This is a genomic window from Mesorhizobium sp. M2A.F.Ca.ET.046.03.2.1, from assembly GCF_003952425.1.
Taxonomy (GTDB): domain Bacteria; phylum Pseudomonadota; class Alphaproteobacteria; order Rhizobiales; family Rhizobiaceae; genus Mesorhizobium.
Genome location: NZ_CP034449.1, coordinates 3535865 through 3552544, shown reverse-complemented (window position 1 = coordinate 3552544; position 16680 = coordinate 3535865). Strand labels below are relative to the sequence as shown.

The 16680-nt window shown below is 58.0% G+C and carries 12 protein-coding genes and 2 pseudogenes; 8 read left to right on the top strand and 6 right to left on the bottom strand.

The window, feature by feature from the left end:
* Window positions 1–71: 71 nt before the first annotated feature.
* From EJ072_RS17050 to EJ072_RS17030, 4 genes are all read right to left on the bottom strand, one after another.
* Entirely contained in the window at window positions 72–2522 is a 2451-nt protein-coding gene (locus EJ072_RS17050; RefSeq protein WP_126080621.1) for an FAD-dependent oxidoreductase, read from the bottom strand.
* A gap of 369 nt (window positions 2523–2891) precedes the next feature.
* On the bottom strand, window positions 2892–3506 hold the full coding sequence (locus EJ072_RS17040) for a short chain dehydrogenase (RefSeq protein WP_126080619.1): 615 nt from the start codon (window positions 3504–3506) through the stop codon (window positions 2892–2894).
* A 26-nt stretch (window positions 3507–3532) separates the two neighbouring features.
* Entirely contained in the window at window positions 3533–4414 is an 882-nt protein-coding gene (locus tag EJ072_RS17035; RefSeq protein ID WP_126080618.1) for a dihydrodipicolinate synthase family protein, read from the bottom strand.
* A gap of 17 nt (window positions 4415–4431) precedes the next feature.
* Entirely contained in the window at window positions 4432–5676 is a 1245-nt protein-coding gene (locus EJ072_RS17030) for an FAD-binding oxidoreductase (RefSeq protein WP_245459658.1), read from the bottom strand.
* Between the two features lie 240 nt (window positions 5677–5916).
* Here EJ072_RS17030 and EJ072_RS17025 point away from each other — a divergent pair, with 240 nt between their 5' ends.
* The 6 genes from EJ072_RS17025 (at window position 5917) to EJ072_RS17000 (ending at window position 12726) form a co-directional block, all read left to right on the top strand.
* Window positions 5917–6825: a LysR substrate-binding domain-containing protein gene (locus EJ072_RS17025; RefSeq protein ID WP_126080616.1), complete on the top strand. Its 909-nt coding sequence runs from the start codon at window positions 5917–5919 to the stop codon at window positions 6823–6825.
* 381 nt (window positions 6826–7206) lie between these two features.
* Entirely contained in the window at window positions 7207–7899 is a 693-nt protein-coding gene (locus tag EJ072_RS17020) for a B12-binding domain-containing protein (protein WP_126080615.1), read from the top strand.
* An 84-nt stretch (window positions 7900–7983) separates the two neighbouring features.
* Window positions 7984–9015, top strand: a complete 1032-nt coding sequence (locus EJ072_RS17015; RefSeq protein ID WP_164762826.1) for a GlxA family transcriptional regulator — start codon at window positions 7984–7986, stop codon at window positions 9013–9015.
* Window positions 9016–9717: 702 nt separating this feature from the next.
* Complete coding sequence (locus tag EJ072_RS17010; RefSeq protein WP_126080613.1) at window positions 9718–10425, top strand: class I SAM-dependent methyltransferase; 708 nt, start codon at window positions 9718–9720, stop codon at window positions 10423–10425.
* A gap of 161 nt (window positions 10426–10586) precedes the next feature.
* On the top strand, window positions 10587–11582 hold the full coding sequence (locus EJ072_RS17005) for a 2-oxoglutarate and iron-dependent oxygenase domain-containing protein (protein WP_126080612.1): 996 nt from the start codon (window positions 10587–10589) through the stop codon (window positions 11580–11582).
* A 592-nt stretch (window positions 11583–12174) separates the two neighbouring features.
* A complete protein-coding gene (locus EJ072_RS17000; protein ID WP_126080611.1) occupies window positions 12175–12726 on the top strand; it encodes an SET domain-containing protein-lysine N-methyltransferase in 552 nt (183 codons plus the stop codon).
* A gap of 169 nt (window positions 12727–12895) precedes the next feature.
* Here EJ072_RS17000 and EJ072_RS36010 read toward each other — a convergent pair.
* Window positions 12896–13286 (bottom strand): annotated as a pseudogene (locus tag EJ072_RS36010) (ATP-binding protein); the annotation flags it as partial.
* Window positions 13281–13723, bottom strand: a pseudogene (locus tag EJ072_RS16995) (transposase); the annotation flags it as partial. The pseudogenes EJ072_RS36010 and EJ072_RS16995, both read right to left, overlap by 6 nt.
* A 400-nt stretch (window positions 13724–14123) precedes the next feature.
* On the opposite strand from EJ072_RS16995, the gene EJ072_RS16990 reads away from it, so the two are divergent.
* A complete protein-coding gene (locus EJ072_RS16990; RefSeq protein ID WP_126080610.1) occupies window positions 14124–15275 on the top strand; it encodes a TlpA disulfide reductase family protein in 1152 nt (383 codons plus the stop codon).
* Between the two features lie 432 nt (window positions 15276–15707).
* Window positions 15708–16436 (top strand): SDR family oxidoreductase, encoded by a 729-nt coding sequence (locus EJ072_RS16985; RefSeq protein WP_126080609.1) that lies wholly within the window; start codon window positions 15708–15710, stop codon window positions 16434–16436.
* Window positions 16437–16680 lie beyond the last annotated feature (244 nt).

The following is a 16680-nucleotide window of genomic DNA, read 5'->3' as shown; positions in this document are numbered from 1 at the left end:
CGTATCGAAGCTGCATCCCTTGCGAAGACGCGTTGCGCAGCTATCCACTCATTCCTATAGGTGTTTGTAACTCAGGCCCGCACTTTTTCAGCCTTCGGATCGTACATCGGCTTCAACGATGCTTCCGCCGCGAAGCGTTCGCCGGCGATTTCGATCTCGTAGGATGAAGCCAGCACATCGGCCTCGCTCTCGCCCCGGCATGGCACATAACCCAGCCCTACCGCGCCGCCGAGGTGATGGCCGTAATTGCCTGATGTGATCGGACCGACGATCTTGCCGTCGCGCAGGATCGCCTCGTTATGGAAGAGCAGGGGCTCTGGATCCTTAAGCCGGAACTGGACGAGCCGGCGTGACAGGCCGGCTTCCTTTTTGCGCAGCACGGCATCGCGGCCGATGAAGTCGCCCTTGGCGGTCTTCACCGCGAAGCCGAGGCCGGCCTCCAGCACATTGTCCTCGTCGGTGATGTCGTGGCCGAAATGCCGGAAAGCCTTTTCGATGCGGCAGGAATCCAGCGTGTGCAGGCCGCAGAGTTTCAGGCCGACATCGGCACCGGCCTCGTCGATCGCTTCGAAAACGTGTGCTGCCTGGTCGGTCGAGACATAGAGTTCCCAGCCGAGCTCGCCGACATAGGTGACGCGGTGGGCGCGGGCCAGGCCCATGCCGATCTCGATCTCCTGGAATGTGCCGAACGGATTTTTCTCATTGGAGAAATCGTTCGGGCTGACCTTCTGGATCAGCTTTCGCGCATCCGGACCCATGAGACAGAGCACGCTTTCGGCCGCCGTTACGTCGGTGACGACAACGAACTGCCCGCCGACATGGCGGCGCAGCCAGGCGAGGTCACGCTGCAGCGTGGCGCCTGGGACGACGAGGAAGAACGCCGTCTCCGACAGGCGCGAGACCGTCAGGTCGCTCTCGATGCCGCCGCGTTGGTTGAGCATCTGGGTGTAGACGATCTTGCCCGGCGCGACGTCCATGTCGTTGGCGCAGAGCTTCTGGAGGAAGGCACAGGCGTCGCGGCCTTCGACACGGATCTTGCCGAACGAGGTCATGTCGAACAGGCCGACCTTGTTTCGGACCGCGAGGTGTTCCTCGCGCTGGTTGTCGAACCAGTTCTGCCGCTTCCAGGAATAGCGGTATTCGCGCTCCTGGCCCTCGCGTGCGAACCAGTTGGCGCGCTCCCAGCCGGCGACTTCGCCGAACACCGCGCCGCGCGCCTTCAGATGCTCATGCAGGGGCGAGCGGCGGACATTCCTCGAGGTCGCCATCTGCCGATAGGGGAAATGGTCGGCATAGAGCAGGCCGAGCGTCTCGGAGACGCGCTCCTTGAGATAGCGTCGGTTCTTCTGGAATGGCTGGGCGCGGCGGATGTCGACCTCCCACAGGTCGAAGGGCGCTTCGCCGTCATTGATCCACTGCGCCAGCGCCATGCCGGCGCCGCCGGAGGAGACGATGCCGATCGAATTGTAGCCGGTCGCCATCCAGTAGCCGGACAGCTCCGGCGCCTCACCGAGATAGTAGCGGTCATCGGGCGTAAAACTCTCCGGACCGTTGAAGAAGGTGTGGATGCCGGCGGTCGCCAGCATCGGCATGCGGTTGACGCCCATTTCGAGGATCGGCTCGAAATGCTCCATGTCCTCAGGCAGTTGGTCGAAGCAGAAATCCTCGCTTATGCCGTCCATGCCCCACGGCTTGGCCACCGGCTCGAAGGCGCCCAGCATCATCTTGCCGGCGTCTTCCTTGTAGTAGGCGCACTCGTCCGGCACCCGCAGCACCGGCAGACGGGTGAGGCCGGGGATCGGCTCGGTGACGAGATAAAAATGCTCGCAGGCGTGTAGCGGGATGGTGACGCCGTTCTGCGCTCCCAGTTCGCGCGCCCACATGCCGGCGCAATTGACGACGATGTCGGCCTCGATCGTGCCTTGCTCTTCGCCTTGCGCCCAGGACACGCCGGTGACGCGGCCGGCCCTGGTATGGACCTTGGTGACCTTTACGTTCTCGACGATGGTGGCGCCGCGCTGGCGCGCGCCCTTGGCCAGCGCCATGGCGATGTTTGCGGGGTCGCACTGGCCGTCGAGCGGCAGATGCACGGCGCCGACGACGTCCGAGACATTCAGATGCGGATACATCTGCTTGACTTCATTGGGAGAAATCTCGCGGACATCGACATCGAAGGCACGCGCCAGCGATGCTTGCCTGTAGATCTCGTGCTTGCGCTCCTCGGTCAGCGCCACGGTGATCGAACCGACCTGGCGCATGCCGGTGCCGACCTCGGTCTCGGCTTCCAGCTTGACGTAGAGGTCGGCGGAATATTTCGCCAGCCGGGTCATGTTCTGCGAGCCGCGCAACTGGCCGATCAGGCCGGCGGCATGCCATGTCGTGCCTGACGTCAGCTGCTTGCGCTCCAGAAGCACGATGTCGGTCCAGCCGAGTTTGGCCAGGTGATAGGCGACGGAGCAGCCGGAAACGCCGCCACCGATGATGACCGCTCTTGCTTTGGCGGGAATGGCTTTGGCGGTCATGCGGCCTCGCGGCGGTAGCTGGAAGCGAAACGGCGCAGCCGGAGCGCTGCTTCTTGCAGCATAGGTTCGGGCTGGCAGAGGCTGATGCGGATATGGCCTTCTGGCACGGGGGTGAAGTGGCGCCCTGCGTCACATTCACCTGTCGCCTGCAACGACGATAGTGCGCCTTGATGGGCATTTTCTAAGCCGACCACCCGCTGCCTATTCATGGAGCGACATCCACAAGTTGATGCCCCCTCCGCAGAACGATGCGCAGGGTTTGTCACATCGAAATTGGGCCGCTCTACCACCGAGTTCCCACCTACCTCCGATGCAGAGTTGCCTGGGCATGCTTGTCCTCCGTTAGCGCGACGTTCATTGTTGGTCAGATTAGGCGTCTCTGACCCAACCCATGCGATAAACTCGACCCGTTTGACTGCCCTCTGCGCTCTTGACGTAGCCGAGCGCCACCTCGCTCGCCGGCACCGCCGCGGTGCCAGGAAAGAAGTCGCCGTAGAGCTGAACCGACTCCTGTACGAGAGTCGGACTGACCAGATTGATCCGCAGCCCCCGCCCAAGCTCGATTGCCGCGCTGCGTACAAAACCGTCTAACGCGCCATTGACCAGGGCGGACGAGCTTCCCTGCCGGATGGGATCTTCGTTGGTTAGACCCGAGGTCAAGGTAAATGATCCGTGGTCGCGGATACGCTTGAGACCCTTCGCTACGAGATTGACCTGCCCCATCAACTTACTGCGCAGCCCGATTTCGAACTGTTCATTCGTGAATTGGTTCAGCGGGGCGTAGTGCACGGCCCCTGCTGTGCAGATCAACGCGTCAAATGCACCGATCTTGTCGAATAATTGGTCGATAGAGTTCGGCTCGGCGATGTCGACGTTGAATAAGCCGCTAGTTCGCCCGACTCCTATAATGTTGTGCCGCTTGCCAAGTTCGGCCGCTACGGCCGACCCGACAATCCCAGTCGAACCAACCAGGACAATTCGCATAGGGACTCCCCTGGATATCCTGACGGCTAGGAGGCGACCTCAAACAGCGGGGCAAGTGCGGCGCGAAGCGCCATGTCCTGGTCCGCCGAGAGTTTTGCCAATGGCTTGCGGACATTCCCGGTTCCGAGGCCGCGCAGTTGCGCGGCTCTCAGAACAGAAGGCGTATATGGTGCCCGCCAGATAAAAAGCAACGAGGGCAGCATCCGCTGCCAAAGTGCCAGAGCCCTCTCCAAATCCTTCGCTGCCACAAGGTTGTACAATTCGACAGCCTCAAGAGGCATGTAGTTTGCTGCGCCCCAGATAACACCGCGCGCGCCTGCCATCAGCGCATAGAGGGTTGTTGTATCGCAACCATTTAGCACCTTGCCTCCCGTCTGCAGATACTCCTGATGCACGGTGAAGTCGCCGGCACTATCTTTGATGTAATTGAAATGCTTGAGACCGCTCAGTCGATCAAAAAGGCGTGGCGAAACCGCGATCCCGGTAGCCTGCGGGATGTTGTAGCCCACAATATCCACGCCAACCGCCGCGTCGATTTCCCTGTAGAAATTGAAAATTCCATCCTCGTCTGACGGACCTTCGAGATACGGCGGCAAAATCATCAGCGCGTCCGCGCCGACCGATTCAGCTTGCTGTGACCGCCGTATGACTTCGTCCATATTCAGGGCCGAGGTCTGGCAGACAACGTTGCAGCGTCCTGCGATGCGCTTCGCCCCGAGCTCGTAGAGCCGATTGCATTCGGACTCGGTCAGGTAAGGGTGCTGGCCTGTACCTGCCCCAAGAACCAAGCCGTGAACTCCCGCCGATACGTATTTTTCGATCAACTCTTCGAAGAGGCCGTAATCGATCGCACCGGTAGGTTCGAACGGTGTCTGCATTGCAAGATTGATGCCCTTCAGGTCCGCCATTGCCGTTCCTCTTATTGCTAGACTTCCGCGCCTGCCTGCCTGAAACGAAGAGCGGTCACGAACCGGACGCCCATTGATGTGACAAGTCTCGGATAAGTCCTGCTCGGAGCGGCCCGCGTCTTCAGGATATCGATCACAGCCGAAGATTGCCCCGTGGCCAGTTCGGCGACAGCCTTGCCAAAGGCAGCCCCTCGAGCGACGCCGGTTCCATTACAGAAGGCGGCACCATAGACGTCGTGCGCCAACTCGCCGAAGACCATGCCGCCATTTTGCGCGAGCGTAAGCAGACCACCCCAGCTGGCCTCAAAGCCGATTGACGAAAGCCCGGGCCATCGGCGGTCAAATGCTACCTGCTGCTGGGTCCGCGCCCTAAGGACATCTTGTTTGGTTGTTTTGAAATTAGTCGCATACGAGTAAACGTTTCTAAGGAAAAGACGGTTGTCTATAGTACGTCGCACCGTCGTCCCAAAGCTATCGGCCGGAATAAGCCCATATGTTCGCTTGTTGCCCACGTTGGAAAGCTCGCTCTCAGTGAGCTGTCTGGTCATGCTCGCGAACGTGTAGAGTGGTATGGCTCGGTTTTCGAAGAAGCCAAATCTCGTCAGATAACCCGATGCGCAGATGATGACCTTCGAAGCCCTGATTGTTCCAGCAGGCGTCTCGCAGATGTGCTTCGGCGCACCGAACTGGACCGCCACAATGGCGGTGTTTTCATGGATGGTAACGTTCTCGGGGAGGCTGTTTACGGCGTTCTTGAGATACTTCGCAGGCTGGACCAGAATCGTGCCAGGGTGATGCAAAGCTTTGACGTAGTGCTTACTGCCGGTGATCGACTGAATTTCAGGGGCTTCAACCCAGCTGTACTTCTGTCCAAGCTTATCGAGCGCCTCCGAAAAGCGGTGTAGATCGGCAACGCCGTGAGACGTGGCCGCGCTGTGGTATTTCCCCTGCGGGTCCCAATCACAGTCTACCCCATGCTCCTCGACGGCGGTTCGAATGTAGGCGATGCCCTCAAGGTTGACGTACAGCTCTTCCTTGTTTCCCCTAATGTCTTCAACGAAGTCGCGTTTTCGGGGATTGTGCGCGAGATCGATGACGAAGCCCATGCACCGCCCCGATGCATTGTCCCCGATACGTCCGGCGTCGACGAGGATTACCGAAGACTGGGGGTTGAGTTCGGCAAATCGGCGGGCCGCGTGAAGCCCCATCCAGCCGCCGCCAATGACCAGGCAATCGCATGTGACATCGCCTTGCTGCGGCACTAAGGGTAGCTCCGGTCCCGACGTGCGGTACCACCCTGAGACTGTTGGCTCCGGATGCGGTGCTTGGACGACAATACGCTCTCTTGTCTTTGTTTGATTCAAAGAGTTCACTGCCAACTCGCTCGGTGAAGGCGGCCGGTGGGTAGTGCACCGCTCGCTCTGGCTTGTTCCTGTTTCGAATAAACGATGTGTCGTTCGTCTCGTAGACGGAAAATATGCGGTCTGATATAGACCTGCTTCATGTCCAAGCTTCGCAATCTTGTCCCATCGACGCATTCGCTTTTCGTCTTCGAAGCGGCGGCCCGAACGCTGAGTTTCAAGAACGCGGCCAGCGAACTCAACGTGACGCAGCCAAGTATCTCGCATTCGATCAAAATGTTCGAAAAGCATTGCGGGACGGCACTCTTTGTCCGAGACAATCGGGGAGTGCAGCTGACCGAGCCCGGCAGGCAGCTCTACGATGAGGTGCGCAACAGCTTCCGCCGTCTGGAACAGCGGCTTGAGACCATCACTGATCGCGGAACGAAGTACATAACTTTCGCAGCTTCGACATCTCTGGCGGCACATTGGCTCGCGCCTCAACTCTATCATTTCCAGGAAGAGCATCCGGACGTCAGGATCAAGGTGGTCGCCACCGACCGCGATGTCGAGCCAGATCATGAGATCGACGTGACGGTTTGGGTGCGGCCCCGGAATTTTGAAAGGGCCAACAGCTGGTTCGTTTGCGACGAGATCATCTTTCCCGTCTGCTCACCGGCATATCTTCTGTCGCACCCCGCTCCCCAAGCCGTCGAAGATCTGATCCACCATCAACTGATTCATTCGTCCGATGCTTTTCGCAAGCGCCTGGATTGGCCCGAATGGGTCGAGTTGGCAGGCGGCGATGCCAGCGACATCAAGCCCAATATCGTGTTCAATGACTACCAGCTAACGCTTCAAGCGGCTCTGGCTGGTGAAGGAATAGCATTGGGGTGGTCCCTTACCGCCCAGCAGTTGCTCGACAACCGCCTCCTGGTCAAGCCATTGCCAACCCAAATCCAGACCGACAGGGCCTTCTTTCTGTTGGCCAGCGAGGATGCCAGCAAGAACAAGAGATGCAAGATTTTGGTTGACTGGTTTCTCGTCCAGTCTGAAGAACTCCGCCCGTGACCTGAATTGCCCCTCACCCTATCCGCCTCTGGATATAAACTGGATTTAAGACAAGCGAAAGCTTTTGCGCATTCTCAGGACAATTGCCGGCGCCTATCATCAGCGCGAGATTAAGCTAGGGTCCGCCCCTATTGGACGGCCGGGCCACTGATGTTTGACGCGGGATGCGGGTCATTCCGCTGAGGGTGACGCGATGATGGACACTGATATTCCCGCAATCCGGCGCCGCACAGGCCAGTCTTCCGGTTCCCAGATTCACCTGCGGGAATAGTGGCTGGCAGCCTGAAAATCAACTCCCAAGGCTTCGAACCGGAAGCCTGATCGGTGCCCCATCGAGATGGGGCGCCGACCTCCTTTGAATTGAGCATCAGGTGAACCAACATGGCTGACGAAGAGATCATCCTTTCCGAGCTGTCCGACGAGGAACTCGTGCAGCAGATGCACGACGACCTTTATGACGGGCTGAAGGAAGAAATTGAGGAAGGCACGGCCATCCTGCTGGAGCGCGGATGGGCGCCCTACAAGGTGCTCACCGAGGCGCTGGTCGAAGGCATGCGCATCGTCGGCGAGGATTTTCGCGACGGTATCCTGTTTGTTCCGGAAGTGCTGCTGTCGGCCAATGCGATGAAGGCCGGCATGTTCATCCTGCGCCCGCTGCTTATCGCCACCGGCGCGCCAAAGCAGGGCAAGATGGTGATCGGCACCGTCAAGGGCGACATCCACGACATTGGCAAGAACCTCGTCGGCATGATGATGGAAGGCGCCGGCTTCGACGTCATCGACCTCGGCATCAACAATGCGGTCGAGAAGTATATGGCGGCGATTGAAGAGCATAAACCTGATATTGTCGGCATGTCGGCGCTGCTGACCACCACCATGCCCTACATGAAGGTCGTCATCGACACGATGAAGGAAAAGGGCATTCGCGACGACTATGTCGTGCTGGTCGGCGGTGCGCCGCTGAACGAGGAATTCGGCAAGGCCGTCGGCGCCGATGCCTATTGCCGCGACGCGGCGGTGGCTGTCGAGACCGCCAAGGACTTCATGAAGCGCAAGCATAACACCCGTAGTTGAATGGCTGCGGTGCCAACCCTGAAGGCGCCGGTGTCGTTTGCGGCCGCTCGATGTTGATCACCATCAACCAGGATGTATGACCTTATGAATGCGCCATTTTCAACAGGAGATCATTCGCGGATCGTGGGATGGAACCCCAGCCGGCAGGTGATCGACACGCAGGACGTATACCGACTGGTTATCCTGGCACTTCCCGGATTTTCGCTACTCAGCCTTTCGTCATTTGTAGATCCCCTTCGCATCGCGAATTCTGTGTCCGGTCGATCATTCTTCGAGTGGACGATTGCAAGCCTGGATGGCCAGCCGGTTGAATGCGCCAGCGGGTTCGTCCTGTCGGTCGGCAGCGACTTCGCTAGCACCGGCGAATGCGTTCCGGCTGGCAAAGGTACGAACATGGTCATTGTCTGTGCAGGCGAACGGGTCGAAAGGCAGACGTCTGCTGCTCTCAGCAAGATTCTTCGGCTTTGCAAGCGGCATGGTGTTCCAATCACAGCGTTGGGTACGGCGACATGGCTGTTGGCGGACAGCGGGTTGCTGGACGGCACCGCGTGCACAATCCATTGGGACAAGAGAGCCGCTTTCTCTGAAAAATTTGGCCGGCTTCAGGTCACTGACCGGCTATTCGTTCGTGATAGTCACCTCCTCACTTGCGCAGGAGAATTTGCGTCGTTCGACCTCGTTATGGAGCTGATCAGCGAACGCCTCGGCAGAGACATTGCGTTGACCGTCTGCCGACATACGACTGCCGGGTATTGGCGCCCTGCCTCTGATAGACAATGGACCATGAATGGCGGCGAAGCCGGCATCTGCAAGCCGGTCGCCGAAGTGATTCGCATTATGGAGGAGCATATTGAGGACCCGCTGCCCTTACGCGACATCGCAAGATGTGTCGGCCGCTCACAGCGTCAGATTGAACGGCTCTTCCAGCGATCGGTTTCGTTGTCTCCCATGCGCTTTTACCTGCATTTGAGACTTAGCCGCGCGAAGCGTCTCATTGCACAAACAGAGTTGCCGATTATTGAGATCGCGGTCGCCTGTGGTTTCGTGTCGGCCTCACATTTTTCGAAGTGCTTCCGCGAAGCCTTCGGCGCCAACCCCAGTACCTGTCGCGGCTGACCCATACTCGGTGACGCCCCCTTACGAGCCCCGCAAAACCCACGTGCCATCAATTGGCAAGCACCTCGGCAGCCTGGCTTTCGCGCTCAACGCGATCGGGCCGATGCTCCGATGGGAGCCGAGGCGTCGAAGAGCACCGTGCCTGACGTCGACCGAAGAAGCCATCGTCGTCTGCCGCTGGATGACGTCCTGGGCTGTCCGAGAGGACACCATCCAAAGCCCAGCTTAGCGCCTCATCACTGACTCCAGCGCCAGGGCAATCCTGACCTGCCCCAAAACGGCGATAGTCCCAGCGGACGCCTCCTTCGGCCGCAAATCTTCGACCGCATCTGCATTGCCAATGGCAATCGAGCACCGGGCTGATCAACCCGTACCAGCTCATTCCGGACCCACCACATAGCAGGCCACTGGAATTGATAGAGCTGACAACGTAGGAGGCGCGCGGGATTTTCATGAGTTCGCGGGCAGTGCTGTACGCTGGGTCGCAAGTTCACAACCCGACACTTTGTCGGCTTTGTTGTTTGCGGACAGGCTTCGTTGGAGCAATGTTGTGTTGTTGTGCCTCAGCCTGATAGCAGAATTCATCAAAATTGCTTTTCTTCGGGCTTTTGGCCAATTGGCACGAGCTTTGATTCTCACATTTGAGAGTTGGCATCAGGAGCCGAATAGCCGCTTCCGATTATGCCTATCAGAGGAGTTGCCATGAATACCGTCGATCAGCAGACGACACTGGAACAAGTCGCACGACAGCGCATCAGGGACGCCCTCGTACTCGAGGGCGACGCCGATCGCCTAACCCAATTCTATCGGGGATGGGCTGGGGCCTACGATGTGGATGTTGGCTCCGAGGGGTACTACGGCCCGATGATCGTGGCGGAACTAGCGGGCACCGTGCAGGCAGCCTATTTGAGCAGCGAGCGAACTGCCATCACAATCCTGGATGCTGGCTGCGGAACAGGCCTTGTCGGCGTGCAACTGGAACGCCTCGGCTTCGGGCTGATCGATGGGTTCGATCTTTCCAAAGAGATGGCCGAAAAGGCGCGGCAAACCCGAGTCTACCGTCATGTCCAAGACTGTGTCGACCTTAACGGAGTACTCTCTGAGTACGCCGACGCGGGCTATGATATCACGGTTTGCTGCGGTGTCTTTACACTTGGGCACGTTAGACCAGACGGGCTGCGCGAGCTGGCTCGCGTCACGCGCCCGAAAGGATTCATCATCACAAGCATCCGCAAGAGCTACGCCGAGGCCGCATTCTTCGAGGACGAAGCGCGGCGTCTGCAGGATGAGGGCGTTCTTTTACTGGCGCAGTGTCTAAGCAACGGCAGATACGTGGCCGAGGAGCGTGCGGACTATTGGGTCTTTCAAGTGCCCGAGAAGGTCAGCGCGGCAGAGCGACAGGGGTTGTGATCATGCTCTGCCTCGGGAGCGAAACCCTGTTGTGGATGACCTAAAGACGAGTAGGGGTATTTCCAGCACGGTGGCGCGTTTCAGTACTACTTCGCGTCACGATAAATCCAAATGGCCGGCAGCTATGCGTCGGCTTCAATCGGCAAAACAAAGGTGTACTAATGTCCAAAGGTTTAGTAGCCAGACTAGACGATAAGCTGCGCGCAAAACGCGAAAGCTTTGACAAAATACCGGTGGTCGACATCGGACCGCTCCTCAACGGTACGAACAAACAGGTGGTGGCCAGGGAGATACGGTGGGCGCTTTCCAATACTGGATTCATGTATGTGAAGAACCACGGAGTCCCGCAGGATTTCATACAATCGGTGTTTGATGTGAGCCGCAGGTTTTTTAATTTGCCATTGTCGCAGAAGTCGTCACTGCATATTGGCAATTCCGATTCGGCCTTTCGCGGTTACATTGAGCTGTTCGGCGAGAACACCGATCCGGGCAAGACCAAAGACCTCAAGGAGTGCTTCGACTTCGGACCTGAACGTTCGACCTTAGAAGGTCCCTTTTTTGGTCCTAACCAGTGGCCCTCAGGTTGGCCCGAGTTTCGGGAGCTGACATACAGATACCATCAAGAGATGGTGGGCCTATCGAAAAAACTTTTGCAGGGAATTGCGCTCAGTCTGGACCTGGCGGAAAGCTATTTCGAGGACCTCATGCGGAACCCGATCAGCATTCAGCGGCTGCTTCACTACCCGCCGCAGAGTGGTTATATCAGCGAAGACATGATCGGAATCGGCGCCCACACCGACTACGGCAATTTGACCATCCTTGCACAGGACGACGTCGGCGGTCTTCAGGTCATGAACCGAGACGGCGATTGGGTACAAGGCACGCCGATCCACGGTACTTTCATAATCAACGTCGGGGACCTGCTTCAGCGGCTCACCAACGGTGTCTATCTGGCCAACCTACATCGCGTAGTGAATAGCTCAGGGCGTGAGCGATACTCAATCCCCTTCTTTATCGATGCTGATTTCGATGCGATCATTGAGCCATTGGCCTCATGTGTCACTGACAGCAACCCTCTGCGCTACCGGCCGGTGACTTGCGGCGAACACAAACTCGGGCGTTTCGCAGCAAGTTATGCTCATTTGGCCAAAGCATGAGAGAGCGGGCCGCCGCCTACTCGCGTGACAATACACTGCGGGGTCGAAGCGGCCCAGTCGAACTCAGAAAACGCCATAGGTGGGACAGTATTGTCACGCATTAGTCCCTTGACCGCGCCTTTGAAACTCAATGTGCGCGGCATCTGGCGGCAACAGGGGTTTTGCAGCCACTTCCTGCGGTATGCTAACGCTTTCGAGACCTGGACCCCCGGCTGGCGTGTCACGCGCACCATCCGCAGCAGGATAAACTGCTCGCTTGCAGACGCGTTGTCACCACTTCGCCTGCTGGTCTGTCGGATTCGCTACACACGCGTGATAGGCAATCTCTTCGTTAGCCTCAGTCAAATAGCCGAGAGAAATCAAAATCCTCGGCTGCCGGGCGGGTGAATCGGCACGATTTTTGAGTGTTTCCTGGGAGAGACAGTAGGCGCCGCTGACTGGGACCTAAGGCGCAAAACATGGACAAGCCCCCAACTTCGTAAATTACTTGGAACCATCGGGATTTTAGGAGGACGTTCCGAAAACAGCGAAATTCCAAGCGACCTCTGGCGAAAAGTACTCATCCCTCAATCGAGCAGGCGAAAGAAACAGTATGTCTGATACTCACATAAACCAAGATCTGTCTATTTTGACGGATGACGTCGCGTGCGCAAAGCAGCTCAATGCCCGCAACGTAAAAATCCTCAGCACGGGAGGAGAAAGGGGGCGCGGGGTATTCGCTGCTCGCGACTTCCTGCCGGGGGAAATTGTCGTCATCGGGCTAATTGACCGTATGGAAACGGTTCGAACGACAAACTCCTTTCAACTGGACTGGAATGTCCATGCTCTCTTTCATAAGCCGGCTGTCATTGTGAATCATTGTTGTGATCCAAACTTAGCGATTGTGCCCAATCGCTTCGGGGCCTACGACTTCGTCGCCATTCAGCATATCTCTTCTGGCGCCGAAGTGACGTGGAACTACGCTACATCGGAATTCGAGTGCATTGGGGTATCGGTATGTCTTTGTTCGTCTAGAAATTGCCGAGGCTCAGCCGGAGGCTTCTCCACATTGCCTCGCGATCATCCTCTGCTCGTATCGGGTTTTTACGCACCGTACCTCAAGAAAACCCAAGGCACCTTCCAAGAGAGAGATAGGGTTGCTTAGCCCCAGGGAACGCAACATGCGTCGGATGACCTGCTCGTTGGCAGTGCCGCCCTGACAGTGTTGCGCGCCGCGGTGAGCGTGCGCGGCCTCTGGCCAGTAGCGGACTTCAGATGAACTGCCTTGAACCAACGTGTGCGCACAATCTGTGCAATCCCCTGCGCGTCACCTGTCAATGCCACTCGTCCCCAAAAGTGCCGAAGTAAAATTCCCCAGTTTCGCCGCTCAGGCTGTCCCGGTGGGGGTGTCCATTTTTCGGTGGCCGGCCGCGCGGTCGCGATGGTGAATTTAATGTCGGCAATGTGATGGAGGCTTTTGATCGCAAGTGTTCTGGCATGAGCTCGGCGTGCTGGCGGAGCCGATAACTCGATCCTTCGATCTGGACGACGACCGCATGGTGAAGCAGGCGATCGAGAAGTGCGGTTGCGACGAGGGTCGCCGAAGACCTCGCCCCATTCGGCGAAGCCGCGATTTGAGGTAACAATCATTGCGCCCTTCTCGTAGCGGGCGTTTGCGAGTTGGAAGAACAGATTGCCGCCACCGTGGACGACGGGCAGGTAACCGAAGCGTCGACGCTCGTGCGTGAGGTCGCGCAGCCGACCACGCAGCTGTGTCTCTGGCGGTCGGCCAGACTGGTATCAATCATCTTGCGATCGGCGCCGACGAAGGACAGGCCCGACGCTCCGATAGGCCCATGACGGCCTGCAGATGCGCTACGGATTCGCGCTTGGCGGCGGGTCCTAACTTTTTTCGACAGAAGCTCGCGCACTGCCGAGGCTTCGAGCGTCGGCGAGCAGCTTCTTTAGCTTGGCGTTCTCGTCTTCCAAGGCCTCAGGCGCTTGGCGTCGGAGACGTCCATCCCGCCATACTTGGCCTTCCAGCTATACAGCGTCGCCTCGGAGATCCCGTGCTTGCGGGCAAGATCGCCAGCCTTCGCACCCTCTTCATGCTCGCGCATAACCGCGATGATCTGCTCTTCCGTAAATCGCTTTGTCTTCATCAGTCCGTAATCAAGGACCCTGACTCTAGTCTCAGATGGAGGAAATTCTCAGTGGCAGGTCTGTATTCAGGTGCTGCTGCCCCATCGCAGTCTGGCGCGAGGACTCTAAACGCCCAGACCGACAGCAACTGACAAAATGGCGGATTCGAAACAAACACCTGACAAAAATGTCCGCATCATTACACATGGATGTTTTCAAAGGTAAATTAATGCCGTCAGCGGGCGTTCAGCGCGCTGGCACGGCCTTTGCTGGTTGAAATGCGGCAAAACTGATTGACGGCTGACTGCATCGAAGCCCGCCTGACGATAGAGGCCTCCTTTCAGTCGACTCGGTGCACCGTCTCTCAGGGAACAGCTTGCCATAAAGCCGCGCAGCTTTGGGATGGCGTTGGAGAGCAATATGGTTTTGCAGATGGGGTCGCCGGCTCCTTCGATCAATGTGGAGACTTGGGTGCGCGGCGAGCCCATCGCACATTTCCAGCCCGGCAAAGTATACGTCGTCGAATTTTGGGCAACTGGGAGTGAACCATGTGCGGCGGCGATGCACCATCTGATGCAGATGCAGGAAAGGTTCAAGCACAGTGGGCTCGAGGTCATCGTGGTCGCGGCTCATGAAGGCGCGCTATCGACGGTTGAGGCGCGGGTCAAGCTGGACGCGTGGTTGACCGAAAAGTGCTCGAACCTGAATTTTCCGATCGCGTTCGACCATACGGGCCAAATGAAAAAGCGTTGGATGGAAGCAAGCTTTTCTGGCGAATTTCCGATCTTGTTTGTAATCGATGCAGACGGTCGTATCGCCTATATCGGTCACGCTACTCGACTTAACGAGGTCTTGGCGAGAGTGCTCAACGGCCGCTGGCGCACCAGCGACGCATCGAAAGTCGACTCGAAGCGGATCGCCGAGCGCGAACAAGCGTTGACCAAGTCAATTAATAGGAGATTTTGGGCCGCAGTGAGAAAAGAGGACTGGGAGACGGCACTCTCAGCAGTCGAAGAGGGCAGCGCCTTGATGCCCGACGACATCAACTTCCGCTTGGCTCAGGCGCATGTATTGCTTCACAGAATGCAAGACATGCCGGCCGGGTTGCCTGTCATACGCCAATTGGCTCGCGACGCGATCGAAAGGAACTCCGAGCATTGGCTGCTGGCAACATTAGACCAACTTTTCGGTCCGGCGCACGACCACTCGCACTTTCCGTCTCATGAGCGCTTCGCGCTCGGCAAAGAGTTGGCCGAGCATATCCTGGCACGCAATCCACTCCAAGGCGACGGCCACAAGTTCCGGACTTATCCGGCGGTGGCTCGATACTATCACGAGAGCGGCAACCAAGATCGTGCGATTGAGCTAATCGAGTTCGCACTGAAATCGCTGGACAGTGCGGACCCTATGCTGGACGAGCTGAAACAACACCTTCTACCGAACTTGCTGCAGGCCTTAGCCAACTACAAGGGTGAGGAGGTTTATTACGGCGCCCTCTGTGCGGCTCCGCAAAGCAATGTCCTGAAGGCACGATCGCAGGGCGGGCCGAGGAGAAAGCATAAAAGGGTTTGATAGCAAGAAGGGCTTACGGGCCAATTCGTTCAGGCATATGGGTCCATCGCAGCTGAATTGGCATCAATATACAGGGTGTTACTAAACATGTTCTGAGGATGCCTTTGAAACCCATGAAATCATGGTGGTATGGGACAAAGCCCGGGCACCTAACGAAGAAAGAAGCGTCAGCGCAGATGCTCGCATTTCAGTTCAAATCGACTAAGAGCAACGAATCGCGGCGCCGGACCGGGCTCGTGCGTCGCGCACGGCCATCAGGTTGGGCCTTCGGAGTCAGAGACGCCTATTCATCTTGCGGCCGCTTAATGGTCGCATCGCCGACGGGGTGGAGTAGGCCTTGACCACGCGGGAGAAGGTGTCCGGATTAAACCGGCCTGCGCGTGCGTCTCGCGTCGGCATGCTTGTAACGGTGAATGGCGAAAGGGCAGCCGAATGAAGCGTTTTATGGGGAAGGTCGCCTTAGTGACCGGGGCTAGCCGCGGCATTGGGGCGGCAATCGCCGACAGACTTGCCAGCGACGGGGCCAGAGTATTTGCGGTTCAGCTCGAGGCGACCGGTCATAGAGAAGGGATAGTCGCGGACCTTTGCGACCCCGGCGTTCCGAACATGGTAATTGACCATGTCGTTCGACAGGCTGGCCGCCTCGATATCCTGGTCAACAACGCTGGGTGCATGGTTGAAGCAAGGGTAGATGATACCGGGCTTGACGAGTGGCGACGCACAATGGCGCTGAATCTTGATGCTCCTTTCCTGCTGATCCGTCGCGCCATGCCTCATCTTCGCAGAAGCCGTGGCTCAATCGTCAATGTTGGCTCGATAGAGGGATTGGCCTCTAACCCAGGGCACGCGGCATATTGTGCCTCGAAGGCTGGGCTGCATGGCCTTACACGCGCCGTAGCGGTGGACGGCGGGCAAGACGGGGTGCGCTGCAATGGCGTAGCGCCTGGTTGGATCGATACGGATCTCAATGTCGATTTCGTCGCCGCTTTGCCCGAGAAGGCACTGGAACGGCTTGGTACCATTCATCCGTTGGGCCGAACAGGCCGCGTTGAGGAAGTTGCCGCCATGGTCGCATGGATTGCCTCCGACGAAGCTGCATTCGTCACCGGCCAGATTTTTGTCGTAGACGGTGGCCGAACTGCCAAGTTAAGTCTTCCGTGACGGTTAGTCGTATTTCGAACTGGGGCGGGCCGCTGGAACGCCATCCTCCCGCTGGCACCTGCCTTGTCGCTATCAGCCGCGACGTCGAGAACCGGGTCCGTCTGATGGTAAAGGAATATGGCGCCCAGTTCCGCCGCTCGGCAACGTCAGAGAATGATTGCCTACGGACATCTGCTGGGGCCAATCTCCGAGGCGGCGGTGCATTTAGGGTGAAATTTGCCGTGAACAGGAGAAGGCTCGATGG

Bases quoted from the DNA above. Each gene is read 5' to 3' on its own strand.
- EJ072_RS17040 (WP_126080619.1), bottom strand. From the start codon at position 3,506: ATGCGAATTGTCCTGGTTGGTTCGACTGGGATTGTCGGGTCGGCCGTA.
- EJ072_RS16985 (WP_126080609.1), top strand. From the start codon at position 15,708: ATGAAGCGTTTTATGGGGAAGGTCGCCTTAGTGACCGGGGCTAGCCGC.
- EJ072_RS16990 (WP_126080610.1), top strand. From the start codon at position 14,124: ATGGTTTTGCAGATGGGGTCGCCGGCTCCTTCGATCAATGTGGAGACT.
- EJ072_RS17025 (WP_126080616.1), top strand. From the start codon at position 5,917: ATGTCCAAGCTTCGCAATCTTGTCCCATCGACGCATTCGCTTTTCGTC.
- EJ072_RS17050 (WP_126080621.1), bottom strand. From the start codon at position 2,522: ATGACCGCCAAAGCCATTCCCGCCAAAGCAAGAGCGGTCATCATCGGT.
- EJ072_RS17005 (WP_126080612.1), top strand. From the start codon at position 10,587: ATGTCCAAAGGTTTAGTAGCCAGACTAGACGATAAGCTGCGCGCAAAA.
- EJ072_RS17010 (WP_126080613.1), top strand. From the start codon at position 9,718: ATGAATACCGTCGATCAGCAGACGACACTGGAACAAGTCGCACGACAG.
- EJ072_RS17020 (WP_126080615.1), top strand. From the start codon at position 7,207: ATGGCTGACGAAGAGATCATCCTTTCCGAGCTGTCCGACGAGGAACTC.
- EJ072_RS17000 (WP_126080611.1), top strand. From the start codon at position 12,175: ATGTCTGATACTCACATAAACCAAGATCTGTCTATTTTGACGGATGAC.
- EJ072_RS17035 (WP_126080618.1), bottom strand. From the start codon at position 4,414: ATGGCGGACCTGAAGGGCATCAATCTTGCAATGCAGACACCGTTCGAA.
- EJ072_RS17015 (WP_164762826.1), top strand. From the start codon at position 7,984: ATGAATGCGCCATTTTCAACAGGAGATCATTCGCGGATCGTGGGATGG.